At 34.9% G+C, this 26,478-nt stretch carries 28 protein-coding genes; 5 read left to right on the top strand and 23 right to left on the bottom strand.

The window, feature by feature from the left end; translation table 11 throughout:
• Positions 1-5: 5 nt before the first annotated feature.
• From ACZ1JT_RS01400 to ACZ1JT_RS01385, 4 genes are read right to left on the bottom strand one after another with little or no spacing between them, the layout of a single operon-like run.
• On the bottom strand, positions 6-1,742 hold the full coding sequence (locus tag ACZ1JT_RS01400; RefSeq protein ID WP_465094382.1) for a M14 family metallopeptidase: 1,737 nt from the start codon (positions 1,740-1,742) through the stop codon (positions 6-8).
• Positions 1,742-2,206, bottom strand: a complete 465-nt coding sequence (gene coaD, locus ACZ1JT_RS01395) for a pantetheine-phosphate adenylyltransferase (RefSeq protein WP_465094381.1) — start codon at positions 2,204-2,206, stop codon at positions 1,742-1,744. Before coaD ends, ACZ1JT_RS01400 begins: the two co-directional genes overlap by 1 nt.
• A gap of 2 nt (positions 2,207-2,208) precedes the next feature.
• Positions 2,209-2,820: a zinc-ribbon domain-containing protein gene (locus tag ACZ1JT_RS01390; RefSeq protein ID WP_465094380.1), complete on the bottom strand. Its 612-nt coding sequence runs from the start codon at positions 2,818-2,820 to the stop codon at positions 2,209-2,211.
• An 8-nt stretch (positions 2,821-2,828) separates the two neighbouring features.
• Positions 2,829-3,797, bottom strand: a complete 969-nt coding sequence (locus tag ACZ1JT_RS01385) for a D-alanine--D-alanine ligase (protein WP_465094379.1) — start codon at positions 3,795-3,797, stop codon at positions 2,829-2,831.
• Positions 3,798-3,981: 184 nt separating this feature from the next.
• Here ACZ1JT_RS01385 and ACZ1JT_RS01380 point away from each other — a divergent pair, with 184 nt between their 5' ends.
• Both ACZ1JT_RS01380 and ACZ1JT_RS01375 read left to right on the top strand, forming a co-directional pair.
• Entirely contained in the window at positions 3,982-4,611 is a 630-nt protein-coding gene (locus ACZ1JT_RS01380; RefSeq protein ID WP_465094378.1) for a PASTA domain-containing protein, read from the top strand.
• Positions 4,601-5,647, top strand: a complete 1,047-nt coding sequence (locus ACZ1JT_RS01375) for an RluA family pseudouridine synthase (RefSeq protein ID WP_465094377.1) — start codon at positions 4,601-4,603, stop codon at positions 5,645-5,647. Before ACZ1JT_RS01380 ends, ACZ1JT_RS01375 begins: the two co-directional genes overlap by 11 nt.
• 1 nt (position 5,648) lies before the next feature.
• Here the strand turns inward: ACZ1JT_RS01375 and ACZ1JT_RS01370 are convergent, their stop codons facing one another.
• The 3 genes from ACZ1JT_RS01370 to ACZ1JT_RS01360 form a co-directional block, all read right to left on the bottom strand.
• A complete protein-coding gene (locus ACZ1JT_RS01370) occupies positions 5,649-6,194 on the bottom strand; it encodes a GNAT family N-acetyltransferase (RefSeq protein WP_465094376.1) in 546 nt (181 codons plus the stop codon).
• Between the two features lie 64 nt (positions 6,195-6,258).
• Complete coding sequence (locus tag ACZ1JT_RS01365; protein WP_465094375.1) at positions 6,259-6,729, bottom strand: PepSY-like domain-containing protein; 471 nt, start codon at positions 6,727-6,729, stop codon at positions 6,259-6,261.
• 50 nt (positions 6,730-6,779) lie between these two features.
• Positions 6,780-7,178 carry a hypothetical protein gene (locus tag ACZ1JT_RS01360; protein ID WP_465094374.1) on the bottom strand — a complete coding sequence of 133 codons (399 nt, stop codon included), beginning with the start codon at positions 7,176-7,178 and terminating at the stop codon, positions 6,780-6,782.
• 101 nt (positions 7,179-7,279) lie between these two features.
• On the opposite strand from ACZ1JT_RS01360, the gene yaaA reads away from it, so the two are divergent.
• Positions 7,280-8,038 (top strand): peroxide stress protein YaaA, encoded by a 759-nt coding sequence (gene yaaA / locus ACZ1JT_RS01355; RefSeq protein WP_465094373.1) that lies wholly within the window; start codon positions 7,280-7,282, stop codon positions 8,036-8,038.
• A gap of 2 nt (positions 8,039-8,040) precedes the next feature.
• On the opposite strand, the gene ACZ1JT_RS01350 is transcribed toward yaaA, so the two are convergent.
• From ACZ1JT_RS01350 to ACZ1JT_RS01280, 15 genes are all read right to left on the bottom strand, one after another.
• Complete coding sequence (locus ACZ1JT_RS01350) at positions 8,041-8,391, bottom strand: hypothetical protein (RefSeq protein WP_465094372.1); 351 nt, start codon at positions 8,389-8,391, stop codon at positions 8,041-8,043.
• Positions 8,392-8,626: 235 nt separating this feature from the next.
• Positions 8,627-10,204: an MDR family MFS transporter gene (locus tag ACZ1JT_RS01345; protein ID WP_465094371.1), complete on the bottom strand. Its 1,578-nt coding sequence runs from the start codon at positions 10,202-10,204 to the stop codon at positions 8,627-8,629.
• A 2-nt stretch (positions 10,205-10,206) separates the two neighbouring features.
• The gene (locus ACZ1JT_RS01340) at positions 10,207-11,286 is read right to left on the bottom strand and encodes an HlyD family secretion protein (RefSeq protein ID WP_465094370.1); all 1,080 of its coding nucleotides are present in this window, start codon (positions 11,284-11,286) and stop codon (positions 10,207-10,209) included.
• A gap of 13 nt (positions 11,287-11,299) precedes the next feature.
• Positions 11,300-12,610, bottom strand: coding sequence for a TolC family protein (locus ACZ1JT_RS01335; protein ID WP_465094369.1), 1,311 nt, complete (start codon positions 12,608-12,610; stop codon positions 11,300-11,302).
• Entirely contained in the window at positions 12,600-13,223 is a 624-nt protein-coding gene (locus tag ACZ1JT_RS01330; RefSeq protein ID WP_465094368.1) for a TetR/AcrR family transcriptional regulator, read from the bottom strand. The genes ACZ1JT_RS01335 and ACZ1JT_RS01330 overlap by 11 nt, the downstream gene beginning before the upstream one ends.
• Positions 13,224-13,555: 332 nt before the next feature.
• Positions 13,556-14,317 carry a tryptophan synthase subunit alpha gene (gene trpA / locus ACZ1JT_RS01325; protein WP_465094367.1) on the bottom strand — a complete coding sequence of 254 codons (762 nt, stop codon included), beginning with the start codon at positions 14,315-14,317 and terminating at the stop codon, positions 13,556-13,558.
• A 113-nt stretch (positions 14,318-14,430) separates the two neighbouring features.
• Entirely contained in the window at positions 14,431-15,612 is a 1,182-nt protein-coding gene (trpB, locus tag ACZ1JT_RS01320; protein WP_465094366.1) for a tryptophan synthase subunit beta, read from the bottom strand.
• Complete coding sequence (locus ACZ1JT_RS01315; protein ID WP_465094365.1) at positions 15,590-16,201, bottom strand: phosphoribosylanthranilate isomerase; 612 nt, start codon at positions 16,199-16,201, stop codon at positions 15,590-15,592. The genes trpB and ACZ1JT_RS01315 overlap by 23 nt, the downstream gene beginning before the upstream one ends.
• Positions 16,198-16,989 (bottom strand): indole-3-glycerol phosphate synthase TrpC, encoded by a 792-nt coding sequence (gene trpC / locus ACZ1JT_RS01310; RefSeq protein ID WP_465094364.1) that lies wholly within the window; start codon positions 16,987-16,989, stop codon positions 16,198-16,200. Before trpC ends, ACZ1JT_RS01315 begins: the two co-directional genes overlap by 4 nt.
• Before the next feature lie 57 nt (positions 16,990-17,046).
• Positions 17,047-18,045, bottom strand: coding sequence for an anthranilate phosphoribosyltransferase (gene trpD, locus ACZ1JT_RS01305; RefSeq protein WP_465094363.1), 999 nt, complete (start codon positions 18,043-18,045; stop codon positions 17,047-17,049).
• 162 nt (positions 18,046-18,207) lie between these two features.
• Entirely contained in the window at positions 18,208-18,777 is a 570-nt protein-coding gene (locus tag ACZ1JT_RS01300) for an anthranilate synthase component II (RefSeq protein WP_465094362.1), read from the bottom strand.
• Positions 18,778-18,787: 10 nt separating this feature from the next.
• A complete protein-coding gene (locus ACZ1JT_RS01295) occupies positions 18,788-20,188 on the bottom strand; it encodes an anthranilate synthase component I family protein (RefSeq protein ID WP_465094361.1) in 1,401 nt (466 codons plus the stop codon).
• 268 nt (positions 20,189-20,456) lie between these two features.
• On the bottom strand, positions 20,457-21,026 hold the full coding sequence (locus ACZ1JT_RS01290; RefSeq protein WP_465094360.1) for a YceI family protein: 570 nt from the start codon (positions 21,024-21,026) through the stop codon (positions 20,457-20,459).
• A 20-nt stretch (positions 21,027-21,046) separates the two neighbouring features.
• Positions 21,047-21,679: an NAD(P)H-dependent oxidoreductase gene (locus tag ACZ1JT_RS01285; RefSeq protein ID WP_465094359.1), complete on the bottom strand. Its 633-nt coding sequence runs from the start codon at positions 21,677-21,679 to the stop codon at positions 21,047-21,049.
• A gap of 3 nt (positions 21,680-21,682) precedes the next feature.
• Positions 21,683-22,135, bottom strand: a complete 453-nt coding sequence (locus ACZ1JT_RS01280; protein WP_465094358.1) for a MarR family winged helix-turn-helix transcriptional regulator — start codon at positions 22,133-22,135, stop codon at positions 21,683-21,685.
• A gap of 207 nt (positions 22,136-22,342) precedes the next feature.
• Here ACZ1JT_RS01280 and ACZ1JT_RS01275 point away from each other — a divergent pair, with 207 nt between their 5' ends.
• Positions 22,343-25,288 carry a M4 family metallopeptidase gene (locus tag ACZ1JT_RS01275; RefSeq protein ID WP_465094357.1) on the top strand — a complete coding sequence of 982 codons (2,946 nt, stop codon included), beginning with the start codon at positions 22,343-22,345 and terminating at the stop codon, positions 25,286-25,288.
• A gap of 81 nt (positions 25,289-25,369) precedes the next feature.
• On the top strand, positions 25,370-25,684 hold the full coding sequence (locus ACZ1JT_RS01270) for a rhodanese-like domain-containing protein (protein WP_465094356.1): 315 nt from the start codon (positions 25,370-25,372) through the stop codon (positions 25,682-25,684).
• 43 nt (positions 25,685-25,727) lie between these two features.
• On the opposite strand, the gene ACZ1JT_RS01265 is transcribed toward ACZ1JT_RS01270, so the two are convergent.
• Positions 25,728-26,408, bottom strand: a complete 681-nt coding sequence (locus ACZ1JT_RS01265; RefSeq protein ID WP_465094355.1) for a Crp/Fnr family transcriptional regulator — start codon at positions 26,406-26,408, stop codon at positions 25,728-25,730.
• Positions 26,409-26,478 lie beyond the last annotated feature (70 nt).

Genomic DNA, 26,478 nt, shown 5'->3' with positions numbered 1-26,478 from the left:
TTTTATTAATAGAGCATTTTTTTGTAAATAGGATATTGCAGATAAGCTTTCTCAAAATATTTTGAGTGTTTATACACCCAATCTAACTGGGCTTCTCCACTTTCGACGAACTTTTTGTCTTCTAGACGTTTTTTCTCAAGTTCTTCTTTAAGTTTCGGATTTTCATCCAATACTTTTTTGGCTAAATCTTCAAACACATAAGGAGAATAATATTCTTTTTGTTGTAATACGGTGTCAAAAAAGTTCCAGTTAAAAAATGAATCTGTTGCTTCTGGCTCTAGCGTTTCAAGTAAGTATTTTACGTTTCGTTGATTGGTTTTTACAATATAATCCCCTTTTTTAAATTGAATATTTTCTCGGGTTGTATTTACCGTTGTATTGAAATGAAAATAGTGATTTTCAAAAGGTTGTGTTGCCGTTTTGTAATCTGAAATTTTGTAACTATCAACAGAGATAAGACTGTCTTTTCTCAATTGAGTCATTTCAATACGGTTCAACTTCAACAATTCAATGACATTCCAATATTGTTCCGGAATGATATAATATTCTGGGATAGTTATTTCTTTTTCAGCCTTATAGATTTCGTAAAAAGGAATGTTTTTGTTAAAAGGTTTTTGACGGTCGTAGTACAAACGTGGCTTTCCGGAAACATCACTGTTTTTGTATTTGCCTTCGTAACCTAAAAAAGCTATTTGTTTTACTTTTGCCGAATCGATTTCCCAACGAACTGTGTACTTGTTATGCGGATAATAATTCGAAGCATTTTCAAGTCGTAATTTTTTAATTTCAGCCGAATTTTTATCAGTATAATTTAGCGTTGAAAGCATATACTCATACGTAACCTTTACACGATCGGAGTATTTTTTTAGCATATGAGTTTCAACCATGGCACCCAAAACATTAAACATAGAAGCATACCCGGTAGAGAATCTAGGTGTGTCCATGTTTTTAGCAAATCCATGTTCGGGGGTTTGGTTATAGATATTTACATAAGGAGTTGATTCAATTTTTTTTGATTTCAAATCTTTTAAAATTGCGGGTATCATCTTTTCATTAAAAAAAGTACCAAGATTTCCACCTAGTTTTTGATAATGTGTATCAATATAGGTTAACGTATACTGATAATCAGCCCCATTGCTTACATGATTGTCTATAAATACATCTGGATTAACAGTATTGAATAGTACTTGAAAGCTTCTTGAGTTTCGTGTATCCGATTTAATAAAGTCACGATTCAAATCAAAATTTCTGGCATTTCCTCTAAATCCATAGGCTTCAGGACCATTTTGATTGGCACGTGTAGTAGAGTTACGATTTAAAGAACCACCAATGTTATAAACTGGAATTGCAACTACAATAGTATTTTTAGGAGCAGCAATTTTCCCTGTAGCTAAATCACGTAGTAATAACATTGTAGCATCAATACCATCAGTTTCACCTGGGTGGATTCCGTTATTAATTAACAAGATGGTTTTGTTGGTATTGCTTAATTGTTTGAAATCGAAATATTTGTCAGGGTTGTATGTGACAATATGCAAAGGCTCACCACTATCGGTAACCCCCATTGTTTTCATGGAAATTGTTTCGAAATTTTTATCCAAGTCGCGGTAATAATCTATAGCTTCTTGATAGGTGGCCGATTGGTTTCCATTTCCTTTTTCAAATGGTGTTTTTAAGTTGTTTTGTTGAGCAAATAGGTTGAATGCACTCAAAAACAAACATAAAAGGGCAGTTTTTTTCATTATTTGTGTTGTTTTATTTTTACAGATTCGGGAACCAAAATAGTATAATCACCGCCGTTTCTAATTACATCTCGAACGATACTTGAGCTTATATGCGAAGTATCTATAGCGGTTAAAAGGAAAACGGTTTCAATATCGGATAATTGTCGATTGGTATGTGCAATAGCTTTTTCAAATTCGAAATCAGCTGGATTACGAAGTCCGCGTAAAATGAACTGTGCATTAAGTTTATGGCATAATTCAATAGTTAAGCCCTCGTAGGTAACTACAGATACTTTAGGTTCATTTGCAAATGCTTTTTCAATAAAGGTTTTGCGCTCTTCTAATGAAAACATGTATTTTTTTTCGGCATTGATACCAATAGCAATAACAATCTCATCAAATAGAGGTAATGCTCTTTTAATGATGTCAAAATGACCTAACGTAATTGGATCAAATGACCCAGGAAATATTGCTTTTCTCATAATTAGTTTCTATCGATTGTATAAATACTGTCTTTTTTGAATAAATCGAGTATTTGAGACTTAGAGTAAGTTTTATATTTAGTAGTATAATATCGGTCTTTATTTATTGAAAAAACTTTCATGAATTTTGAAACAGATGTGTCGTTGGCTATAAAGTGAATACTATCATTTTCGATTGCAGCTATTTTCATTGTAGAATATTTTGAAGGTATACAATTTAAGAAATAAATATCACCAACTTTAGGATTGTTTATGAAATCTGCTTTTTTCACACCTGCTTTAGAAGATTGAAGCATAGCCAAAGGAATTAAAATGATTACAATTATCAATCCTGAAAACATCCAAATTGGATTTTTGGCTGGCTTTAATTCGTTTTCTCGCTGAAGCTTAAGCCTTAGATTCTCTGAAAATTGCTTTTGTTCAATAACGCTTCCACATTCACTACACGTTACAATAGTATTTTTTTTATAGGGAAAAACGGGAATCCAATACAAATGGAAATACTTTGAATTTACACTGTATCTCATAGTAGTGTTTTTATCGCAAACACGACAAGAAATCGTATTAATTTGACCTGTTTTTATTTCCTTTTTTTTGGTTCCGAAAAATATCATATCATTTTTTATAAAGCCAACTCAATCGCGTTACTGAATAATTCAGTTAAAGAAATACCCGCTTCTTTGGCTTGTTGTGGTAAAATACTTTCGGTAGTTAATCCCGGTATAGTATTCATTTCTAGCATATAAGGCTCACCGTTCACAATGATAAACTCGCTTCTGGAAAAACCTTTCATTTTTAAAACTTCATACGCTTTTTTAGAAACTGCTTCAATTTTTAAGCGGATATCTTCCGTTAAACGGGCTGGAGTGATTTCTTGTGATTTCCCTAAATATTTGGCTTCATAATCAAAGAAATCATTTTCTGAAACGATTTCAGTAATTGGTAAAACCGTTGTTTCTCCTTTATAATTAATTACGCCAACAGATACTTCGGTTCCATCCAGAAAACTTTCAATAATAATTTCATTGTCTTCTTTATAAGCATTTTCAATAGCTGGAAGTAATTCTTCTTTCGATTTTACCTTCGAAATTCCGAAACTTGAACCGGATTTGTTTGGTTTTACAAATAAAGGTAATCCTAAGGTCTTGATGATTTCATCTTCATTAATTACGTCTCCTTTATCCAAATAAAACGAAGTTGCAGTTTTTATGCCATACGGTTTTAAAACCGAAAGCATATCTCTTTTGTTAAAGGTTAGCGCTGCTTGGTAATATCCACATGAAGTTTGAGGAATTCCAAGCAATTCAAAATATGCTTGCATTAATCCGTCTTCTCCGGGTGTTCCGTGAATAGCATTGAAAACCACATCAAAAGTTACTTTGTTACCAGCGTAGTCTACTGAAAAATCATGTTTGTTTACTGGAAATTCACTTTCGTTTTCATCGACCATTACCCATTTCTCTTTAAAAATGTGAATACGGTAGGCGTTAAATTTATTTTTGTCCAGAAAGTTATACACTACATTTCCGCTTTTTAACGAAATTTGGTACTCGCTGGAATAGCCTCCCATAATAATGGCAACATTTTTCATAGATGGTCGTTATTTAAAAATAGTTCTTACAAAATTATCACTATTTGTTGAAACCCACATCAAAAAATATTTTTCTTCGGATAAAAATAAAAAAGTGGGTTCTAGATAACCTTAGGCTAAGAATTACTTTTTAAGAAGAAACAAAAAATCTTTAGTATTTTATATATTTGCCAAAACCCAAAACATGAGTTGGAAAAATTTTATTAAGAGTCCGGTATTTTTTAAAAATCTTGCAGCAGCATTAGTTATTGTTGTCGCTTTTATTTTTGGTGTCATGAAATTTTTAAGCGTGGCCACCAATCACGGCGAGGAAATCCCGGTACCAAACCTTTCTAAAGCCAATGTAGAGAAAGCAGAGGAGCGTTTAAACGATATCGACTTAAAATTTCAGTTGCTTGATACTGTTGATTATAACCCAGATTTTCCGCCATATTCTATTGTTGAGCAAGACCCATTACCAGGAGTTACTGTAAAATCGGGTAGAAAAGTATATGTGAAAATTAACTCTGGAGGATATTCAAAAGTTGCAATGCCAGATTTAATTCAAAAAACATACCGTCAGGCCTTATCTACATTACGCGCACTTGGCTTGCAAGAAGGCGACGTAAAATATGTTGAATATATGGCGAAAGATGTTGTTTTGGAAATGAAGCAAAACGGTAAAAAAATTAAACCCGGAGATAGAATTTTAAAAGCATCTAAGATAGATTTTGTTTTAGGAGATGGAAAAGCAGGATTTAATGATGAAGAACTTGATAGTATTAACCCGGCAGATATTTTAGAGCCGGCTCCAGCAGTAGAAGATGCAGAATAATATAGACTTTGACCCAGATGAAATTGATGATGATTTATATGAACATCATCGTTTTGAAGTAGCAAAAGGGCAACAACCTTTGCGTGTAGATAAATTTTTAATGAATTTAATTGAAAATGCCACACGTAGTAAAATTCAAAAAGCTGCCGATTCGGGAACTATTTTCGTAAATGACGTTTCAGTAAAATCCAATTATAAGGTAAAACCTAACGATGTTGTTCGTGTGATGTTAGAACATCCACCGTACGAACATTTGTTGAAAGGAGAGAATATTCCTTTGGATATAGTGTATGAAGACGATCAATTAATCGTAGTGAATAAACCAGCAGGTATGGTTGTACATCCAGGTCATGGAAATTACTCTGGAACATTGGTAAACGCGTTGGCTTATCATTTTGATAATTTGCCAATGAATAGCAGTGAAAGACCAGGTTTAGTTCATCGTATCGATAAAGATACTTCAGGACTTTTGGTTGTAGCTAAAACGGAGTTGGCGATGGATTACTTAAGTAAACAGTTTGCCGAAAAAACTTCGGAACGAGAATATATCGCAATTGTTTGGGGAAATATAGAAGAAGAGCAAGGTACCATTGAAGGTAATATTGATCGTCATCCAACCAATAGAATGCAAATGTCGGTTTATCCCGATGGAGATAAAGGTAAACCTGCAATTACCCATTATAAAGTTTTAGAACGTTTAGGATATGTTACTGTTGTTTCATGTAATTTAGAAACTGGTAGAACACACCAGATTAGAGTGCACATGAAATATATTGGGCATACGCTTTTTAACGACGAACGCTACGGTGGAAATGCCATTTTAAAAGGAACAACCTTTACCAAATACAAGCAATTTGTAGATAATTGTTTCAAGGTTTTGCCACGTCAGGCGCTACATGCACGAACATTAGGTTTTGAGCATCCTGTGACTAAAGAATTTATGCGATTTGAATCTGAAATCCCACAAGATATTCAGAATTGTATTGAAAAATGGCGTGTATATTCAAAATCACATACCGCTGAAGACGAAGATTAATTTATGTCCCGTAATATTCTTCTTTCAAAAGAGAATAAACCAACGAATCTTCTAAAATGTTGTCTTTGTAGTAATGCTGTCGTAAATGGCCTTCTTTTTTAAAACCGAATTTTGCTACAAGCCTTAGTGATGCTTCGTTTTTAGTGCCAATAAACGCTTCAATACGATTAAGTTTCATTTCTTTAAAACCATAATCAAGAATAGCCTTTAGGGCTTCGCTCATAATGCCTTTACCTTTAAAGTCATCATGATTTAATGCGTAACCAATTTCCGCACGTGCATGATCGAGATACCAGGTATGAAAACCACAAGCTCCTATGATAGTTTGAGTTTGTTTGTCTATAATTTGAAAATTGACAAAGGATTTATTGTAAGTCCGGATGCCCTGTTGGAATTTTGTTTTTTCTCTTTCAAATTCTTCATCAGATTTTAAAAATAAAAAATGCATAATAGCTTCTTTTTCAAATGAACTGAAAAGAGTATTATATACCTCGGGAGTAAGTTTTTTAAGAAGCAAGTTTTCGGTTTCTAATAATTCGGATAACATGTGATAATTAAAAGTTGATGTGTTAAAGAAAAAGCCCCTTAAAAGGGGCTTCTGTTAATTATGACTAGTCGTTGTCTTCGTCATCTTTTTCAGTTTCTTTTTTCAAGATTTTTCCGCTTGATGAAACAAGTACTTCAAAAACTTCTTTTTCTTTTTTAAGTTTTACTTCATAAACGGTTCCGTTGTTATGTGTTTCGGCTTTTTCAGCTTCTTCAACTTTATAACCCGTAAAATCTTTATTAATTGCAGAAACTACTGTTTTTGGAAGGTCTGAAACTTTAATATCGGTTTCAGTTTCAATCCATTTCCCAGATTTATCAAATTTAGCAGAATGTTTTTTACCATTCATATTGAAATCTGTTTCGTATTCAGAATCGCTTTCCATTTCCCAACCTTTCGCTTGAGCTGAAGGATATTTAGATTTAAAGCTGTTTAGTACTTCATTGGGTACTTTATCAGTTGATATTTTTTGAGCAGATGCCGAATAAAAACCAATTAGTAAGGCACAAGCTGTAATCAATTTTGTTGTTTTCATAGTATAATATTATTTAAGACTTTTTGTGTTTTCTAAATTTTATGAACATCTTAAACAATTGGAGGTCGAAATTTTTTTGATATAAAATCAGTTGTAAATATATTTTTTGAGATAGAATGGATTTTAGTTTTAGAATGATAAATGAATTTATCTTTTAGCAAATCAAAATCATAACTTACAGTTGTGAATAATTGTATAGTATTGGCTAAAAATTGAAATGATTTATGAGGTTTTTGCTCATCGCCATGATCATGAGCGTCAAAAAGGCCATCGAAATTAAGTAAATGATCAGTCACAAAATCAACAAGATCCATATCTGGGTCTTCCGTAATTTTACATTGTGAATACATTTTCGGAAGATTGGGTGCAATAGAAAAGTCACTCATTGGTAAAATGAATGTTCCTAAGGTGTAATAAAAAAAGAATCCAATTGAAATTAGTCGTTTCATTTTTTATTTTAGTGAAAATCTAAAGTAATGATTTTTTTCAAATTTTGGGAAAGAAAAGTTTGAATTCGTTTTGTATTTTTGAAACCCGTAAATTTTTTAAAATGAAAATCGTTATATCTCCAGCTAAATCGTTAGACTTTGAAAAAACATTGCCAACGCAACAATATTCTGAGCTTTGTTTTTTAAAAGAAGCCAATACGGTTCATAAAGTGCTTAAGAAAAAGAAACCTAAGCAATTAATGGAATTGATGGATATTTCGGATAAATTGGCCGATTTGAATTGGCAGCGTAACCAGGATTGGGCAACTCCTTTTACTCCAGAAAATGCCAGACCCGCAGTATATGCATTTAACGGTGATGTATATATTGGTTTGGATGTGTATAATTTGCCAGTTGAAAAATTAGCCGTCTTACAGGACAAACTTCGCATTCTTTCTGGGCTGTACGGACTATTAAAACCACTCGACTTGATTCAACCGTACCGTTTGGAAATGGGAACCCAGCTTCCAATTGGTAAAAATAAAAACCTATATGAGTTTTGGAAGTCGAAAATTACCAAAGAACTTAACAAAGACCTTAAAAAAGGTGATTTGTTCATCAATTTAGCAAGTAATGAATATTTTTCTGCTATCGATGTTAAGGCGTTAAAAGTACCCGTAATTACCCCAGAATTTAAAGATTATAAAGATGGCAAATTAAAAATGATAAGTTTTTTTGCCAAAAAGGCTAGGGGAATGATGGTGCGTTATATTATCGATACAAATGCAGAAACCCTCGAAGACTTGAAAGGGTTCAATTACGAGGGTTATACATTTGATGATTCTTTATCTAAAGGAAATACGTTGGTTTTTACCCGATAGAGCTACCGAAATTGGATATATTCTTCGTAATCACGAATGGTTTCACGTGTTAATTTGTGTTGATCACGTGATAATTCACGTAACGCCTCGACGCCTTTTCGAGCACATCGTTTAACACGTAGCAAACGAGTTGAAAACTCAAGAAGTCGTTTTGCATCGTTTGGCTGAAGTTTCTCACGCAGTTCATCCACTAACTCATTAAATTCATTCACCACATAACTGTTCTCGTCATATTCAGATTGTAAATCTACCAGGAATTCGTCTATTTCTTTTTCGATGTCGTGACAATTGTGTTCACTTTTTCTTAGAAACTCTTCAAGCAGTCTTTTGTCGTTGTTAGTAAAGATTCCCATAATGATGACATTTTTGATTAATACTTAACTATCTATATGTCAATCAAATATATATTAAATTTAAGTTAAGTTATTATTATTGATTTGAAAATCGATTAAATGTTAAAATGCCCGTTTAAAAGAAATTAATGAAAGAAAATCTTTAATGAAATAATTATGCTGTTGCTCTAGGTAAATGGAATAAAAAAAAACTCCGGGAATTCCGGAGTTTTAGTTGGGTTGTATGATTTAGATATTAATGAACGTTCGACATATCTACTTTTCCGGAGCTTTTTTTAATTAAAAGCATAAACGGAATGCAAATCAGGAACATGATGCCTAAGTATAAAAACACGTCCATATAAGAAAGTACGGTACTTTGTTTGATAACAGCACCTTCCAGAGCTTTATGAGCCTTATCTAATGCTTGGCTTGCACTGAAACCTTTCGACATAAAAGCCATTTGCATTTGGTGGATGCGTTGTTGTACTTCAAATTTGGTAGCATCTAGGTTTACAATTAAATCTACGCGGTGTTGCTGATTGAAGCGCGAAATAAATGTTGTAATAATGGCAATTCCAAATGAACCACCCAACTGTCGCATCATACCCGTAAATGCTGCTCCTTCACCAATTTGTTTTCCTTGTAATGTTGATAGGGCTAAAGTTGTAATCGGTACAAAAAGAAACCCTAAACCAACACCTCGTAATATCAATGGCCAAAACATGTGTTCGGTACCAGTATCTGGAGTCATTACGTTGTGCATCCAGAAAGTAAATCCGAAGAAAACCAGAAAACCTATGGAAACCAAATACGCTTGTGGAATTCCTTTTTGAATCAATTTTCCAATAATTGGCATTAATATCGCGGTTGTTATCGAACTTGGAATCAAGAGTAATCCTGTATCGGTAGCCGTCCATCCTAAAATGGATTGGGTGTAAATTGGTACGATAAAAGTTGTTCCGTACAAACCAAATCCTAAAATAAAACACATGATGGTTCCTATGCGCAGGTTCTTGTCTTTTAAAACCCGGAGATTTACAATCGGATATTTATAAGTCAATTGGCGCCAGATAAAAAAGATTAAACCAAACACCGATAAAACACTTAATGCTATAATGGTTGGATTTTCAAACCAATCGTCCTGTTGTCCGTGTTCCAGAACAAACTGTAAGGAACCGATAAACGACGCTAAGAATACAATTCCCCACCAATCTACTTGGCTTGCTTTTAGTTTTTCGCCATATTTTGGGCTTTTTACAAATGAAAGTGTCAAAATAGTAGCAATAATCCCTAACGGAATGTTGATATAAAAAATGTAAGGCCATGAAAAGTTATCTACCAAATAACCCCCAAGAGGCGGTCCTAACGTTGGACCTACAATTACACCCATTCCGTAAATTGCCTGTGCCATTCCTCTTTTGGCTGCGGGATAACTTTCGGTAATAATGGTTTGAGCCGTTACCAATAATGCACCACCTCCCATTCCCTGGATGAATCGGAAGAAAACCAATTCCCAAATATTTGTAGCGTTTCCACATAAAAAAGAAGAAACGGTAAAAATGATAATGGAAGCGGCAAAATAATTTCTACGACCAAATTGTTGCGATAACCAACTGGTCATCGGAATAATGATAACGTTGGCAATGGCATAAGCGGTAATCACCCAAGCAACATCAGTTAATGTAGCACCTAATGTACCACGCATGTCGTTAAGCGCAACGTTTACGATAGTAGTATCTACAATTTCAAGCAGCGCACAGAGTACGGCCGTTATTGTGATAATGACTCTGCGAAAGCCATATTCTACTAAATCTTCTGCTTGTGTTGTCATGATTATTTTACGTGTACATCAACTTCAACATTCATACCTGGGCGTAATAATTTTATTTTCTCCGCATCGTTGTTTGCTAAAAGCTTGATTTTAACCGGAAGACGTTGAATGGTTTTAACAAAGTTACCTGTTGCATTATCTGGAGGTAAAATTGAAAACTTAGCTCCAGTTGCAGGAGAGAATGAATTTACCTCACCTTCAAATTCGGTATCAGGATAAGCATCAACTTTTAAAGTTACTTTTTGTCCAACTCTCATTTTGTTTAACTGCGTTTCTTTGAAATTAGCAACTACCCAAGTATCTGTATTGTTAACAATGTAAAACAAAGCTTGTCCTGGTTGAACCATTTGTCCGGCCTGAACATCAACGCTGGATACTTGCCCGTCTAATGCTGCAGTAATTACAGTATAACTCAAGTTTAATTTGGCTGCTTCTAATACGGCTTGTGCACGTTTAATATTTGCAGAAGCAACAGAGGTTTGTTTGTTGGCTACATTTGTTTTTGAAGCTACAGCCTCACGTTGATGAATGTTAGCATTGCGTTGTTGTTGCAGAATTTCAACTTGTTTTTGCGCTTCTTGTTTGGCTGCCAATGCTTGCTCGTATTGTTGTTTGGTAATCGAATGGTTTTGATATAAATTCGAATAACGCTCAAAGTCGTTTGAAGCTCTTTCTAAACGAATTTTTGCAGCATCAATGCTACCGGCATTCGATTGAATTGTTGCATTTGAGATTGAAATGTTAGCTGCTGCAGCTCCAACATCTGCTTTAGAAACTTCGAAAGTGTTTTCTGCTGCTGCTAATGCTGCTTTAGCTTCTTCCACTTTAACCATAAAGTCACGGTTGTCAATAACTAGAAGTGTGTCACCTTTTTTTACAAAGTCATTATCTTTTATGTAAACCTTTGCCACATATCCAGAAACACGTGGAATTATAGGGTTCATGTTTTGTTCAATTTGAGCATCGTCTGTTTCTTCGTGTGCTTGAGCGTGAAGGTATTTGAAAATACCATATACAAGACCAAGAATCACTAAGCTGCTAATGATGATGATGAATTTTTTATTGGATTGTTTCTTTTCCATGACGAATAAGAGATTAGTTTTTTGTTATAGATGTGTTTAATTTTCCTGAAGCTGCCAAAACATCATAATATTTTTGAATAATATCGGCTTTCGAATATGCTTCGTTTATTTTGGTTTGCAATTGCTGAACATCGGCTTCTAATAAATCATTAGTGTCGGCTAAGCCATTGTCGTATTTATCTTTTACAATACGGTAATTTTCGCTGGCTTGTGCTACAGCTTCAAGGTAAACTTGGTTTTGTTTTAAAGCTAAGGCATAATTTTCGTTGGCAGATTGTATTTGGATTTTTGCCTGATCGGTCATTATTTCCAATGTTTCTTCAGCTTCTTTAGCTTTGCTCTTAGCGGCTTTAACGTCTTTTCCATTTTTGAAGATTGAGGTCATATCGTACGATAATCCCACACCAAAGTTCATGGCGTTAGTTACTGTTACTACATTTTGCAGGTCTAGAGCAATGTATCCACCCATTAAACTTATCGCAGGGTAGTAATTGCCTTTTGCAATTTTAATGTTGGCTTCGGCTGCTTTCTGTTGTGCGCGAATTGCGTTTAAATCGTTTCTAGATTTGATATCATCTTCAGAGGTGTTGATTGTCGTCTTTTGGGCAAAAAGGGTAGAAATCGGCGTTATTTGTGTTTCTTGAGGTATTTTCAAAAGAGTAGTCAGTTGAAAATTGATTATTTTACTATTTTTTTGAGCATCTTCAAGCGCTATTTGATAATTGGAAACCTGTAATTGAGCTTTCAATAAATCGTTACGAGCAATAAGTCCGTTTTGCTCCATTGCTTTAAAATCTGTTACACGTTGTTCGGCACGTTTGATGTTTTCCAAAATCAGTTTTTCACTTTCTTGAGCTTTAAAAAGGTTGACATAAAGTTTAACCGTTTCTAAGGCAAGCTGCTCTTTCTTGCTTTTTGCGTTAAATTGTTCGGCTTCCAATAAGCTTTCAGATACCTTAATGCTGTTTTGGATTTTGAATCCAGCAAAAACAGGAGCGGTAACCATAGCATTTCCAAGGAGTAATTGGTTTACTTTTGGTGCTGAGCCACCTTGACTCGGGTTTCCAAGTTTTAAATTTACATCGGCATTGGTTAGGCGTTGGTATTGTCCGTTGATTTTTAAATCGGGATATTGTTTGTTTTTTACAGTTTGCACTTCGAATTCTTTGGTTGCAACTTTAGTGTCTGCTAGTTTGGATTCGGAGCTTTGCGTAACTGCAAGTTGGATAGCTTCTTCAAGCGTAATGGCTTTTTTTTCTTGTGCAGCAGTAGAAAGCGTGCCAAGGAAAAAGAGTATTCCCAAACGAAATGAATTACTTTTCATAGGTTAAAAGTGCTTTAATGGTTTGTTTGATGTGAAGGGTCAGTTCGTTGTAGACATAATTGCTGATGTCTTGTTCCGAATTCAAATTGAGGAATTCTTTGAAAAAAGGCTTGTTCATTTGAAAATGAAAATACGTTCCCATAATTGTTGTTGGAAGTAAAATCACATTTACGTCTTTTCTGAAAACCCCTTTGTCTTGTCCTTCTTTAATAATGTTTTTTAAAACTTCCAGATTGTGTTTTTTCATTTCGTTAAATGCGTCACAATTGATGATTCTTTTTCCTGAAGAAATTTCGAAATGAATAATTTGATACATGCCTTTATTTTGATGAATACGTTTGATGTACAATTCGATTAGGCGATCAACTTTTTCGATAGGGGTAAGTTCTTCACGATACAGATTTTCCATCTGTAAGCGCATGTCCGAAATTCTATAAATGATTAGAGCTTCCAGGAGTTTTTCTTTTGAACCAAAATAGTACGAAATCATCGCAATATTGATATTTGCAATTTTGGCAATATCACGAACTGAAGTTCCGTCAAAACCTTGTTCGGAAAACAAGTTTTCAGCGGCTTGTAAAATTTCAATTTGCTTGTCGTTAAAATCGGTCATTGTATTTTGATTTTAAATTCGAGTACAAAATTAAACACTTGTTTAAATTAAACGTTTGTTTAAATTAATTTTAACCTTTTTTTAACAATGTGTTTTGTGTAATTATTTTGCTTATTTTTGGATAGAGTAGGTGAGTGATTTATTATATAGAAAAGGTGTTTTTTTAAGATTTTTATCACTAACTTTATCCTGTTGAGTTTTCGGTCCGATCCCGAAGATTCAAGATGAGAAAAAGGCTGTTTTTAGTACTAAAAACAGCCTTTTTTAGTATATAAACAAAATCTATAGTAAATATTTAGTTTGTTAATTACCAATAATATAGATTGTTTTATTTAAATAATTGATTTTATATAATTCTCTATAGCTGAAATTTTATTATTTTTAATGAAATTCACAAAAGAACTACCAATAATTGCTCCTTTTTGATGCTTGATTGCCTGATTAAAAGTCTCTCTGTTTGATATTCCGAAACCAACAATTTGTGGATTTTTAAGGTTCATTTGGGCTACTTTTTCGAAGTAGTTTTGTTGGGTTTCGCCGAATGAATTTTGACCTCCGGTAGTACTCGAACTGCTCACCATATAGATAAAACTGTCGCTGATTTTATCGATTTTTCGGATGCGTTCTTCCGAAGTTTGCGGTGTAATCAGGCAAATGTTTTTGAGGTTATAACGGTCAAAAATGGACTTAAAATCCTGCTCAAAAACCTCGATGGAAAGGTCTGGAATGATGAGTCCGTCGATGCCAATTTCGGAACATTTTTTACAAAATTCTTCTACTCCATACTGCAAAATCGGGTTGAAATACCCCATAATTATTAGTGGAATTTGGACCGTTTTTCGGATGTTTTTTAGCTGTTCGAAGAGCAATTTTGTGGTCATTCCGTTGGCTAAAGCGATGGTGGAACTCTGCTGAATTGTCGGTCCGTCAGCCAGCGGATCACTGAAAGATAAGCCAATTTCAATCATGTCCACACCGCTTTTTTCGAGTGTTTCGATGATGGAAACCGTATCATTTAAAGTAGGAAAACCCGCCGTAAAATAGATGGAAAGTAGCTTCTTATTTTCGCTAATTTTGAGGTTTAATCGATTCATTTTTTAGTGTTTTTTACGTGCGTTAGGGATGGAAATGACATCCTTTTTTGTGGTTTTTTCAGCCGAAAAAAAGATATAATGTACAGCCCGACCCTTGTGGTAACGCCCCATAATTAATAGTTAAAATAGTTGATATAGGTGTTCAAATCCTTGTCGCCACGACCCGATAAATTAATGATGACAATATCGTTTTCGTTGAACTTTTTATGGTCTAAAACCGCCAAAGCATGGGCACTTTCGATGGCCGGAATGATGCCTTCAGACTTGCACAAATTATGTCCTGCCAACATGGCTTCATCGTCAGTAATGGATAAAAATTCAGCTCTTTTTGTGGCGTGCAAATGGGCGTGCAATGGGCCAATTCCCGGGTAATCCAAACCTGCGGAAATGGAGTAAGGCTCCGTAATTTGACCATCTTCCGACTGCATCAGGAGGGTTTTACTACCGTGGATTATCCCAATTTTTCCCAATACCGAAGTAGCTGCGCTTTCACCAGAATCAATGCCTTTACCGGCTGCTTCTACAGCAATTAGCTTTACATCTACATCGTCCAGAAAGTGATAAAAAGCACCTGCTGCATTGCTTCCGCCACCCACACAAGCAATTACATAATCGGGGTTTTCACGACCTTCTTTTTCAATTAGCTGTTTCTTAATTTCCTCAGAGATAATGCTTTGGAATTTAGCGACCATATCGGGATAAGGATGCGGCCCGACCACGGAACCAATAATATAAAAGGTGTCCGTTGGGTTGTTAATCCAATCCCTAATAGCTTCATTAGTAGCGTCTTTCAGGGTTTTGGAGCCAGAAGTGGCGGGACGAACTTCGGCGCCGAGCATTTTCATGCGGGCAACATTCGGGGCTTGTCGTTTAATGTCGATTTCACCCATATAAACGATACATTGTAAACCCATTAAGGCACAGACGGTTGCGGTGGCTACGCCGTGCTGTCCGGCACCTGTTTCAGCAATAATTCTGGTTTTTCCTAAGCGTTTAGCCAGTAAAATTTGTCCAATGGTATTGTTGATTTTATGGGCGCCGGTATGACATAAATCTTCTCTTTTTAAGTAGATTTTTGTGTTGTATTTGGCGGATAAACTTTCTGCAAAATACAGTGGTGTTGGACGCCCGACGTAGTCTTTCAAAAGTTGCTGAAACTCGCGTTGAAAGCTTTCGGTTTGTATGATTTTGAGATAGTTTTGTCGCAATTCTTCTACATTTGGATAGAGCATTTCGGGGATAAAAGCGCCTCCAAACTCGCCATAATAGCCTTTATCGTTCACTTGATAGTTCATGTTGTAATTGTTTTATAAGTTGTGTATTTTTTAATCCTGGTTCGATTTCAAATTTGCTGTTCACGTCTATGGCATGAATGGGTAAATCCAGTTGTTTTATGGCTTTGACTTCTTCCAAACCAATGCCTCCGCTTAAAAAGAATGGTTTTTTTGAAGGATAGTCTTTTAAAATTTGCCAGTTGAACTTGGTGCCGTTGCCGCCATGATACATGCCTTTAGTGTCAAACAAGAAGTAATCGCATACCGGTTCATAAGGTATTATGGCTTGAAAATCAAAGGCATCATCAATTGAAAAAGTTTTGATTACCGGTATATTGACCATCTTTAGGATTTCACAAATTTCAACACTTTCATTACCGTGCAACTGAACGAGTTGTAAATCGTATTTTCTGATTGTATCTAAAATTGTTTTTAGGGAAGCATCTACAAAAACACCAACTTTTTGAATAGATTGCGGTATTTTGGGTAATTCACCACTAAAATAACGTGGTGATTTTTCATAGAAAATAAACCCAAGATAATCAGATTGTAACTTAGTAACTTCCTCGATATTAGTCGAATATTTCATGCCGCAGATTTTTAGTTTCATATTTTTGCAAGTGTTGAGTTGATAAATTCTGCTGCCGTTTGTCCCGGATTTTCGGTTTTCATGAAATGTTCTCCGATTAAAAACCCTTGATATCCATATTGTTGTAGGTTGATTACGGCTTCTGTAGTGCTAATTCCGCTTTCAGAAACCTTGACAAATTCATCGGGAATATGTTGAGCCAATTCTTTGCTGTATTCCAAACTGACCTCGAAGGTTTTCAGGTTGCGGTTGTTCACACCAATCATGTCAAGGCTTGGCATAATAGCTTTCTCTAATTCTTCCTTATTGTGAATTTCCAGCAAAACTTCCAGTCCTAAGGATTGCGCAAATTCTGAAAGTTGTTTGATTTCGGAACGGTTTAAAATGGCTGCAATAAGTAGTATAGCGTCGGTACCGTGGGCTTTGGCTTCTAAAATCTGATATTCGTCTATGATGAATTCTTTTCTTAGTAACGGCATATTTACTAAAGCTTTTGCCAGTAGCAAATCGTCTAAGGAGCCACCAAAATATTTGCCATCGGTTAAAACGGAAATACCTGAAACACCCGCATTTTGGTAGCCAATAACTACTTCTTCCACAGAAAAATTGTTGTTGATGACTGATTTCGAGGGTGAACGACGCTTGTGCTCGGCAATGATGCCAACGACATTGTTTCGTAAATTCTTGCCTAAGGAATACGTTCTGCTTCCAAACAAGGCACAATTTTCAAGTTGTGTTACGCAAATCAGTTGTTTTTTAAGAACAACTTCTCTTTTTTTATCGGCTATGATTTTGTCGAGTATTGTCATGATTTTGTGTGTTGAGTTATTAGATGAAAGGGAAAAGGGAATATTTGTCCTTATTGCTTATCCCTTATTACTTATCTCTTGTAGTTTCTTTAGTTTTTCGTAAGCTTTGCCACTAAACAAACATTCTTTTGCCAATTCAAATCCGTCGGAAATGGAACAATTTTTTACTGTTGCAATGGCCATTCCTGCATTAGCGCACACGACATTATTTTGAGCTTCGGTTCCTTTTCCTTTTAAGATGTTGAGGAAGATTTCGGCTGATTTTTCGACGGTAATTCCACCTAAAATTTCATTTTCATGGAGTTTGGTAGCGTTAAAATCTTCGGGTTTAAAAAGTTGCTCGTAGTTTTTGGAAATGATTTTGGTGTTTCCGGTTAACGAGATTTCGTCATAACCTTCCAGACTGTGCAGAATCGTGAAGTTGGTTTCGGTATTCTGATACAGATAGGCGTACATTCTGGCTAATTCTAAACTGAAAACCCCAACCATTTGATGCTTCGGAAAGCTCGGATTGACCATCGGACCTAACATGTTGAAGAAGGTTTTTACGGCTAGTTCTTTACGAATCGGAGCGACATTTTTCATGGCAGGGTGGAAGAGTGGCGCATGCAATACACAGATTCCGGCTTCTTCAATGGATTTTTTCAGGAAAGCCTCATCATTACTGAACTTAACGCCTAGAGCTTCCATCACATTGCTGGATCCCGAAATCGAAGAAACGCCGTAATTGCCGTGTTTCGCGACTTGAATGCCAGCTCCTGCCGTCACAAAAGAAGCTAAAGTTGAAATGTTGAAAGTGTTTTTTCCATCGCCTCCGGTGCCGCATAAATCGATGGTGTTGTAATTAGATAAATCAATGGCAATGCAAAGTTCTAAAAGGGCTTCACGAAATCCTGAAAGTTCTTCAATAGTAATACTTCGCATCATATAAACGGTCAGGAAACTGGCAATCTGACTGGGATTGTAGAGTCCGTTGGAAATGTTTTTAAGTACTTTTTTCGCTTCTTCTTTGGAAAGCGTTTCGTGCTGTATGAGTCTGTTTAATATGGTTTTCATGTTTTTTGCTTTAAATTGTTAGTAATGAGGGATAAGGGATAAGTTTGGGCAATACATCTCAAGCATAGGATGTTAATCCTATGATAACTGTTTGATTATATGGTTTTTAGGTTATTTTATGTACGCAAAGATTCTTGTCACTTTTTACTTTTTCCTTTTGACTTAACTGTTTACCCAATTTTCAAGAATCTTCTTTCCGTTGGGCGTAAGAACACTTTCGGGATGGTATTGTACTCCGCGTACATCGTAGGTTTTGTGTCGAAGTGACATAATCTCTCCGTTTTCATCAACAGAAGTAATCTCTAAAACCTCTGGAAAATTTTCTTTGGAAACGACCCAGGAATGGTAGCGCCCCACTTCAATTTCATCGGCTAAATCTTTAAAAAGAATTTCATCGGGAACCGTGATTTTAACTTGGGTTGCCACACCATGATATACCTTTTCAAGATTAGTCAAACTTCCGCCAAAAACTTCTCCAATGGCTTGTTGGCCCAAACAAACTCCGAGAATACTTTTGGTAGGCGCATAGGTTTTGATGACTTCTTTCAATAAGCCCGCCTCATCAGGAATTCCCGGTCCCGGAGAAAGCAGGATTTTGTCGAAGAATTTTATTTCGTCGATATAGAACTCATCGTTGCGAAAAACGGTTACCTCGCAGTTCAAATCCTCCAAATAATGAACTAAATTGTAAGTGAAACTATCGTAATTGTCTATGACTACTATCTTTTTCATGATTCTAATTTTAAATTGTTTCTGCTAAATCCAGTGCTTTGTTCAAGGCACCTAATTTATTGAAGACTTCTTGTGTTTCGCTTTCTTCATCGGAATTGGCAACTATTCCAGCTCCGGCCTGATAATGTAATTGATGGTTTTTACTCAAAAAAGTTCGGATCATAATGGCGTGGTTAAAATTACCATCAAAATCCATAAAACCAATGGCACCGCCGTAGAAATTTCGATTGGTATTTTCTATGGATTCAATGAGTTGTAAAGCTTTGTGTTTTGGTGCTCCGGATAAAGTTCCGGCCGGAAACGTATCGGCCACGACCTGCATGGTTGATGCTTTTTGGTGTAATTGCCCACTTACTTTGGAAACCAGATGGATTACATGCGAAAAGAACTGAACTTCACGGTAATTTTCAACGTTTACGCTGTGGCCGTTGCGGCTTAAATCGTTTCGGGCTAAATCTACCAGCATCACGTGTTCGCTATTTTCTTTAGGATCTTCAGATAGTTGTTTGGCAAGCAAAGCGTCTTGTTCGTCATTTCCGGTGCGTTTAAATGTTCCTGCAATCGGGTGGATTTCCGCTTTTTGGTTGTTGATAACCAATTGGGCTTCAGGAGAAGAACCCATGATTTTGAAATTGCCATAGTCGAAAAAGAACAGGTAAGGGGAAGGGTTGATACTTCGCAAAGCTCTGTAAACATTGAACTCGTCTCCTTTAAATCCTTGCGTAAATCTTCGGGACAAAACTAATTGGAACACGTTGCCGCGATAACAGTGTTTTTTGGCTAAAGCGACATTGGTTTTAAAATCGGCATCGGATAAATTGGAAACCGAAGCACCTTCTTTTGAAAAGGAATAGGAAGCAAAGTTTTTGGATTGAATTAATTGTTCGATTTCATCAATATTGTTTTGATTATCAAAGCTATGACAAAAAATATAGGCTTCGTTTTTAAAATGATTGATGGCGATAATGTTCTGATATACGGCATAATACAAATCAGGAATTTCTAAATCGGAAGCTTTCTTTTCTACAGTAACTTTTTCAAAATAACGAACGGCATCATAACTGGTAAAACCGAATAATCCGTTGGTAATGAATTTAAAAGCATTGCTTTCTGTTGCAAATTGTGCGGCGAATTCCTGAATGCTTTTCACGACTTCTGTTTGCTTTTCAATAGCTTTTTCTGTTGAAGTACCGTTGGGAAAAGTTGTTGTAATCACTTCGTTTTCCACTATAATAGTCGCAATTGGATTGCAGCAGATAAAGGAAAAACTGTTTTCATTACTGTGGTAATCATTGCTTTCCAGTAAAAGACTGTTCGGAAATTTGTCGCGGATTTTCAAATAAATGCTCACCGGTGTAATAGTATCAGCAAGGATTTGTTTATAGTGGGTATGTAATTTATATTTTGTCATAATCTTAAGTTTTGGAAATAAAAAAAGGCTTGTCGTGATTGACAAGCCTTTATATCTATTTTGGTTTTAAAAATACAGATAGGAGGATTCGCTCACGATTTTCGACGTAAGTTAATCCACCACCAAGTATTGTTTAAAATATTGTTCATTTTGTGTTTTTTGTATGCTGCAAAGTTATAGAAATGTTTTTTGAATAAACAAATATTTGTAATAAAAAAATCCTGAATGTTGAAATTCAGGATTTTACATGTATTTTTTGTTGCTTGAATTAGAATGCTAAGCTTACGTTTAATTCAAATTCGTCGTTGATTGCTTTATCTGCAACAGCTCCAAAACCTGTTGAAGCATATTTAATATCGTACTTAGTTCTATCCACCATTAATTTTGTAGTAGCAACACTTTTGTTTACCACAATATCAAAAGTAATAGGATTTGTAATATCCTTAATAGTTAAATCGGCAGTTACGGTATAAGTATTGTTTCCTTTAGGAGTAATAGTTTTGAAAGCCAATTTTGCAGTTTGGAATTTTTCAACACCAAAGAAATCATCAGCTTTTAAATGACCTTCAAGTTTTTCTTTCCCTTTTCCAGCTTCTAAATCGGTAACTACAATTGAATTCATATCAACAGTAAAATTACCTCCAGCCAATTTTTTTCCTTTAAAAACTAAAGCTCCGTCTTTAAATGAAATTGTACCTTCATGTTGACCTGTGAATTTTTTACCAACCCATTCGATTTTGCTTTCTGATGTTTTTACTTTTTTTGTAGTTTGTGCAGAAGCAGTTAAAGTACCTAAAGTTGTAACTAAGGCAAGTGCAATTAATTTTAATTGTTTCATGGTTTAATTTAATTTAATGATTATAAAGTAATAAATAATTCTTTGTTTGATTTTCGAACTTTAATGTTGTGCTGATTGGCATCTTCTTCATGACGATATCCAACAGTAGCTATAAGTGAAGCGTTAAGTCCGAGTTCGTTAAGTCCTAAAATTTCATTTACCTTTTCCGCTTCAAAACCTTCCATTGGAGTAGCATCAATTTCTAATTCTGCTGCAGCATTAAGTAAATTTCCAAGCGCTAAATAGGTTTGTTTGGCTGTCCAATTGTTTTTAGCATCATCGGGTAAAGTGTTTATTTTCGATTTCATAAAATCACCATAGCCTGAAATATTTTCAATGGGAACACCTCTAGTTTCAGCAATGTTTTTAATGTATTTGTCTATTTCGTTTTCCCCTAAATTGGTAATATTAGCGAAAATAAATAGGTGAGAAGCATCTACAATTTGAGATTGTCCCCAAGCTGCAGGTTGTAATTTTGCACGCAATTCTGGATTTTCGATAATAAATACTTTGTAAGGTTGTAAACCGTATGAAGATGAACTTAAGCGAATGGCTTCTTTTAAAATTTCTAAATTTTCATTTGAAATTTTTTTAGTTGCATCAAATTTTTTGGTGGCATAACGCCAATTTTGAGTTTTTATAAAGTTTGTCATGGTTTAATTTCTATATTTTTCTAGTAAAAGGTTAAGTTGTTCTAATTCTTCTGAAGTAAGCTTATTGGCATAACTATTTTCATGGCTTACAACAATAGGATCTAATTCTTCTAATACTTTAAGTCCTTTTTCGGTTATTGTTATTTCCATTTTTCGTCTATTTTCAGGGCAAACTTTACGGAGCACTAATTCTTTCAATAAAAGTTTGTCGACTAATCGTGTTGTATTACTTGTTCTGGCAATCATACGTTCTTGAATGCATGCCATATTAACAGGTTTTCCTTTTTGACCTCTCAATATTCTTAGTACATTATATTGTTCGCTTGATAAATCGTACGGTTTTAAAATTTCTAAGAATTTTTCACCTATAACATGTCTGGTAAAGGAAAGGTTCAATAAAACTTTCTTTGCAAGTGATAATTTCACCGTGCTTTTTATTTCTTTTTCGATATCCATAACGGTTAATATTTGTATGTACAAATGTATAGAATATTTTAATTTGTATATACAAACATTAGTTAAATTTTTATTAAAAAGAATGAAAACGTCAATGTGTTGGAAATTAGAAGGTTATTTGGATAAAATATCTAATTATTCTTGAATAGTTTTTTACTTTTTTTATTAATATTGCAATCAAGAACTAAATTAACTTAAACTAACCCAATGAAAAGGAAAAATTATTTAATTTTTGCTATCGCGTTTTCTGTTTTTGGAAGCATTAATGCTTTTGCCCAAAACGAAAAATACGATGAAGACAAAGCCCAACAAAAGGCTTTGAGCTTTGATAATCCAACCACCAAGGATTATGCAATAGCTCAATTTTCTAAACTTTACAAACTGGATAAGAATTATTCGTATCAAACTATCCGAACCACAAAGGACGGTACTGGTATGAGCCATGAAAGAATTCAGCAGTTTTATAAAGGAATAAAAGTAGAATACGGTGTATTTATTACACATACTAAAGAAGGGAAAGTAAATTCTATTAATGGAGAATTATACAATGCTTCTTCTGCAAATTTAACACCTAGTATTTCTAAGGAACAAGGTTTTAATAAAGCTAAAATGGCTTTAAATGCTACTCAATTTTTATGGGAAGATGCAGAGCAAGCTAAAGCTATGGATTATGTTAAACCGGTTGGAGAAATGGTTTTATATCCGAATATTAAAACTGGCGAAGTTCGTTTAGCCTATAAATACGATATCTATGCTATAAAGCCAATGGCTAGAGATATTGTGTATATAGATGCAATTACTGGAGATGTTTTGTTTAGAGATGCTGTTATTAAACATGCCGATCGTTTTGTTTCAAGAAAAGAATCTGAAGATGCTTCAAAGACTTTTGAAGTTTTAGTAACTGGATCTGCTGCTACTCGTTACAGCGGAACAAGAAGTATTGAAACTACATTTGATTCTGGTTTAGGAATGTATATATTAAACGACTTTACTAGAGGTAATGGTATTTTAACATACAATAGTGCTGGAACTAATACACGTCCATCAACTAACTTTACAAATGCAACCAATACTTGGAATACTGGAAACTATGCATCAGCTTCTTCTACCAAAGATAATGCTGCTTTAGACGCGCATTGGGGGGCAGAAATGACATTCGATTTCTGGAAGAATGTTTTCAACAGAAATAGTTTTGATGATGCTAATGCTCAAATAAAAAGTTATGTTCACTACGATGATGTTCCTGGAGGTGCTGGTTATAGTAATGCTTTTTGGAATGGAAGTTCAATGACATATGGAGATGGTGGAACAAAACCGTTTACAGCACTTGATGTATGTGGACATGAGATTGGACATGCTATTTGTACCTATACTGCAAATCTTGTTTATGCTCAACATTCGGGTGCTATGAATGAAGGTTTTTCGGATATTTGGGGTGCTTGTATTGAGCACTACGGTAGAACTGGTTCAATGTCTGGTACTCCGGTTTCAAATGTTTGGTTAATTGGTGAAGATATTTCTACTGGAGGATTGCGTTCAATGGCTAATCCAAATTTAATGGGAGATCCAGACTGTGTTAAAGGAACAGGATGGGTAACAACAAGTAGTGAAGGAACATGTAATCCTACTCAAGCTAACGATCAATGTGGTGTACATACCAATAGTGGTGTTTTGAATCACTGGTTTTACATTTTAGCTGTTGGAGAATCTGGAACTAACAATGCCCCAATTGCAGAAAGAGATACGTATGCAGTAACAGGAATCGGACTTTTAAAAGCAGCTCAAATTGCTTATTTTGCTGAGCGTGATTACTTGACTTCAAATTCAACATATACAGATGCAAGAAATGCTACTCTAGCTGTTGCTGCAAGTTTATATTGTGGAAGTAGCCCTGAGTATATTGCTGTAACAAACGCTTGGATGGCTGTAAATGTAGGGAATGCTTATGTGGCTCAAACCAATGATGTGGCTTTAAAAACATTAACAGCTTCTTCTAGTCTTGCTTGTGGTGCACCATACTCTGCTGACATTGTGTTTGAAAATACAGGATCGAATAATATTAGCTCTGTTAATGTAGCTTATTCTATTGATGGAGGTGCTGCAACTAATGCAACATGGAATGGGAGTTTAGCAAATTGTGCTACTCAAAATTATTCAATACCAGTTTCAGGTTTGTCTAGAGGTACTCATTCGTTAAGTGTAACTACAACTGTAACAAGTGATGGTAATGCTACTAACAATACAAAATCATCATTATTAACAGTTAACGATAATGGTATTGTAAATACAATTAACACATTTAATACTACTACAGATAATTTAGTTTCTGTTGATGAAAATGGATTAACAAATACTGTATGGCAACGTGGTTCTTCAGCAAAAGCATTATTAAGCAATACAGTTGCTGGCTCACAAGTTTATGCTACGAAATTATTTGGAAATTATCCTGATAATACAACTTCATATTTGGTTTCTCAATGTTATGATTTAACTAGTTATACCAATACTTCTGTAAGTTTTGATATGGCGTTTGACTTAGAAGCGAATTGGGATATTATTTATTTCGAGTATTCAACTGATGCTGGGTCTTCTTGGAATGTTTTAGGAACTTCTTCAGATCCGAACTGGTATAATAGTAGTCGATTACCAGATGGAAATGACTGTTTTAATTGTATTGGAAAACAATGGACAGGGGATTATGCTACTGCTCCTTCAGGAAGTAATGGTATGAATGGTAACAAACGTAATTATTCTCACTCGTTATCACAATTTGGTTTTGGTGGTGCTTCTCCTGCATCAAGCATTATGTTTAGATTTGCATTTGTTTCTGATGAAGCTGCTAATCAAGAAGGTGCTATCATTGATAATTTCGTGGTTCAAGGAACATTAGCAACGCAAGAGAATACTTTTGAAGCATTTAATGTTTGGCCAAACCCTTCAAACGGAAATATCAATATTCAATTGTCAACTTCAGATAAAGTGAATGTAGTTTTGTTTGATATGAGAGGGAGAAATGTATTTAGTAATACATACCAATCTGGTGGGGCTGTTTTCCAAAAAGAAATCAACTTTAATAGCTTAGAAAAAGGTATTTATTTATTAAGTGTTGAATCTGAAGGTAAAAAAGCAACTAAAAAATTAATTATCAACTAATTAATTTAGTTAATATTTTCAAAAGCGGATAAAAGTTTTTTTATCCGCTTTTTTGTTATTTTTGAAATCAAAATAAAAAACATGGATATTTCACAAGAACAGTGGTGGGAGGGCGTTCAGCAGGATGAAAATGCAGTAATCCTTGATGTGAGAACGGAAGGTGAATGGAACGAAGGCATCATTCCCGGCGCAATGCACATTGACATATACAAAGGACAAGGTTTTATTTATCAGGTGGATGAATTGGATAAAACCAAAAACTATTACATTTATTGCCGTTCCGGTGGACGAAGCGGTCAAGCCTGCAACATCATGCAACAAATGGGATTTGCCACTACATATAATTTAGTTGGTGGAATTATGGACTGGGAAGGACCAGTTGTATCCCCAGAATAAATATTACTGTGATAAATAAAAAAGGAGCAATTTGCTCCTTTTTTTATTCGGCTAATTTTCGCAGCTCTTTTTTATCTTTTAAAATAATTTTCTTTCCGCTAAGCTCTATCCATCCATTTTTGTTAAATTCGGATAATAACCTAATACAACTTTCGGTAGCAGTTCCAATAATGCTGGAAATTTCTTCCCTCGACAAATGTAGTTTTAGCGAATCATCTTCATTAACACCAAAGGTATCGTGCAAATAGAGTAGTGTGGCGGCCAAACGTTCTTTAACGCTTTTCTGGGCTAAGTTCACTAAAACATTATCGGCTTCTTTTAAATCGTGACAAACATTTTTCATCACGCCAAGCGAAAATTTGTTGTTTTGGTTGAAGAAGTCCATTACCTGACTTTTCGGTACAAAACAAACGGTCATGTCTTCTAAAGCAGTAGCACTTAGGTTGGTAGGTTCTTCACTGATTAGAGAGCGTTGTCCTAACAATTCCCCTCGGGTCACCAGTTTCACAATCTGATCTTTTCCGTTGGAACTCAGTTTAGTCAATTTACAAACGCCATCTTTCACACAAAAAATGCCATCCAAATGATCACCTTCGTCAAAAATAACCTCGCCTTTTTTTACAACATAGGAAGTTTTACAATCGGCGAGTTTTAACAATTCGTCCTTGTTCAAAGCCTTTAAAGCACTGAATTCTCTAACGATACATTGTTCACATTTACTCATTTTTTCCGAATGTTTTTGCAAAGATACTAAAGTATGACAAAAATCATATTTTATAAATTTATTGCAAAGG

The organism is Flavobacterium sp. IC2-16 (assembly GCF_055521455.1).
This window is presented reverse-complemented; position numbering and strand designations above follow the sequence as displayed.

What these genes read in the sequence shown, in the direction of transcription:
- ACZ1JT_RS01270 (WP_465094356.1), top strand. Translation starts at nt 25,370, where the DNA reads ATGGATATTTCACAAGAACAGTGGTGGGAGGGCGTTCAGCAGGATGAA.
- yaaA (WP_465094373.1), top strand. Translation starts at nt 7,280, where the DNA reads ATGAAAATCGTTATATCTCCAGCTAAATCGTTAGACTTTGAAAAAACA.
- ACZ1JT_RS01340 (WP_465094370.1), bottom strand. Translation starts at nt 11,286, where the DNA reads ATGGAAAAGAAACAATCCAATAAAAAATTCATCATCATCATTAGCAGC.
- ACZ1JT_RS01315 (WP_465094365.1), bottom strand. Translation starts at nt 16,201, where the DNA reads ATGAAACTAAAAATCTGCGGCATGAAATATTCGACTAATATCGAGGAA.
- ACZ1JT_RS01290 (WP_465094360.1), bottom strand. Translation starts at nt 21,026, where the DNA reads ATGAAACAATTAAAATTAATTGCACTTGCCTTAGTTACAACTTTAGGT.
- ACZ1JT_RS01350 (WP_465094372.1), bottom strand. Translation starts at nt 8,391, where the DNA reads ATGGGAATCTTTACTAACAACGACAAAAGACTGCTTGAAGAGTTTCTA.
- ACZ1JT_RS01400 (WP_465094382.1), bottom strand. Translation starts at nt 1,742, where the DNA reads ATGAAAAAAACTGCCCTTTTATGTTTGTTTTTGAGTGCATTCAACCTA.
- ACZ1JT_RS01300 (WP_465094362.1), bottom strand. Translation starts at nt 18,777, where the DNA reads ATGAAAAAGATAGTAGTCATAGACAATTACGATAGTTTCACTTACAAT.
- trpD (WP_465094363.1), bottom strand. Translation starts at nt 18,045, where the DNA reads ATGAAAACCATATTAAACAGACTCATACAGCACGAAACGCTTTCCAAA.
- ACZ1JT_RS01335 (WP_465094369.1), bottom strand. Translation starts at nt 12,610, where the DNA reads ATGAAAAGTAATTCATTTCGTTTGGGAATACTCTTTTTCCTTGGCACG.
- ACZ1JT_RS01330 (WP_465094368.1), bottom strand. Translation starts at nt 13,223, where the DNA reads ATGACCGATTTTAACGACAAGCAAATTGAAATTTTACAAGCCGCTGAA.
- ACZ1JT_RS01285 (WP_465094359.1), bottom strand. Translation starts at nt 21,679, where the DNA reads ATGACAAACTTTATAAAAACTCAAAATTGGCGTTATGCCACCAAAAAA.
- ACZ1JT_RS01360 (WP_465094374.1), bottom strand. Translation starts at nt 7,178, where the DNA reads ATGAAACGACTAATTTCAATTGGATTCTTTTTTTATTACACCTTAGGA.
- ACZ1JT_RS01345 (WP_465094371.1), bottom strand. Translation starts at nt 10,204, where the DNA reads ATGACAACACAAGCAGAAGATTTAGTAGAATATGGCTTTCGCAGAGTC.
- ACZ1JT_RS01385 (WP_465094379.1), bottom strand. Translation starts at nt 3,797, where the DNA reads ATGAAAAATGTTGCCATTATTATGGGAGGCTATTCCAGCGAGTACCAA.
- ACZ1JT_RS01275 (WP_465094357.1), top strand. Translation starts at nt 22,343, where the DNA reads ATGAAAAGGAAAAATTATTTAATTTTTGCTATCGCGTTTTCTGTTTTT.
- ACZ1JT_RS01280 (WP_465094358.1), bottom strand. Translation starts at nt 22,135, where the DNA reads ATGGATATCGAAAAAGAAATAAAAAGCACGGTGAAATTATCACTTGCA.
- trpB (WP_465094366.1), bottom strand. Translation starts at nt 15,612, where the DNA reads ATGAACTATCAAGTGAACGATAAAGGCTATTATGGCGAGTTTGGAGGC.
- trpA (WP_465094367.1), bottom strand. Translation starts at nt 14,317, where the DNA reads ATGAATCGATTAAACCTCAAAATTAGCGAAAATAAGAAGCTACTTTCC.
- ACZ1JT_RS01365 (WP_465094375.1), bottom strand. Translation starts at nt 6,729, where the DNA reads ATGAAAACAACAAAATTGATTACAGCTTGTGCCTTACTAATTGGTTTT.
- ACZ1JT_RS01390 (WP_465094380.1), bottom strand. Translation starts at nt 2,820, where the DNA reads ATGATATTTTTCGGAACCAAAAAAAAGGAAATAAAAACAGGTCAAATT.
- trpC (WP_465094364.1), bottom strand. Translation starts at nt 16,989, where the DNA reads ATGACAATACTCGACAAAATCATAGCCGATAAAAAAAGAGAAGTTGTT.
- ACZ1JT_RS01370 (WP_465094376.1), bottom strand. Translation starts at nt 6,194, where the DNA reads ATGTTATCCGAATTATTAGAAACCGAAAACTTGCTTCTTAAAAAACTT.
- ACZ1JT_RS01295 (WP_465094361.1), bottom strand. Translation starts at nt 20,188, where the DNA reads ATGACAAAATATAAATTACATACCCACTATAAACAAATCCTTGCTGAT.
- ACZ1JT_RS01380 (WP_465094378.1), top strand. Translation starts at nt 3,982, where the DNA reads ATGAGTTGGAAAAATTTTATTAAGAGTCCGGTATTTTTTAAAAATCTT.
- ACZ1JT_RS01265 (WP_465094355.1), bottom strand. Translation starts at nt 26,408, where the DNA reads ATGAGTAAATGTGAACAATGTATCGTTAGAGAATTCAGTGCTTTAAAG.
- coaD (WP_465094381.1), bottom strand. Translation starts at nt 2,206, where the DNA reads ATGAGAAAAGCAATATTTCCTGGGTCATTTGATCCAATTACGTTAGGT.
- ACZ1JT_RS01375 (WP_465094377.1), top strand. Translation starts at nt 4,601, where the DNA reads ATGCAGAATAATATAGACTTTGACCCAGATGAAATTGATGATGATTTA.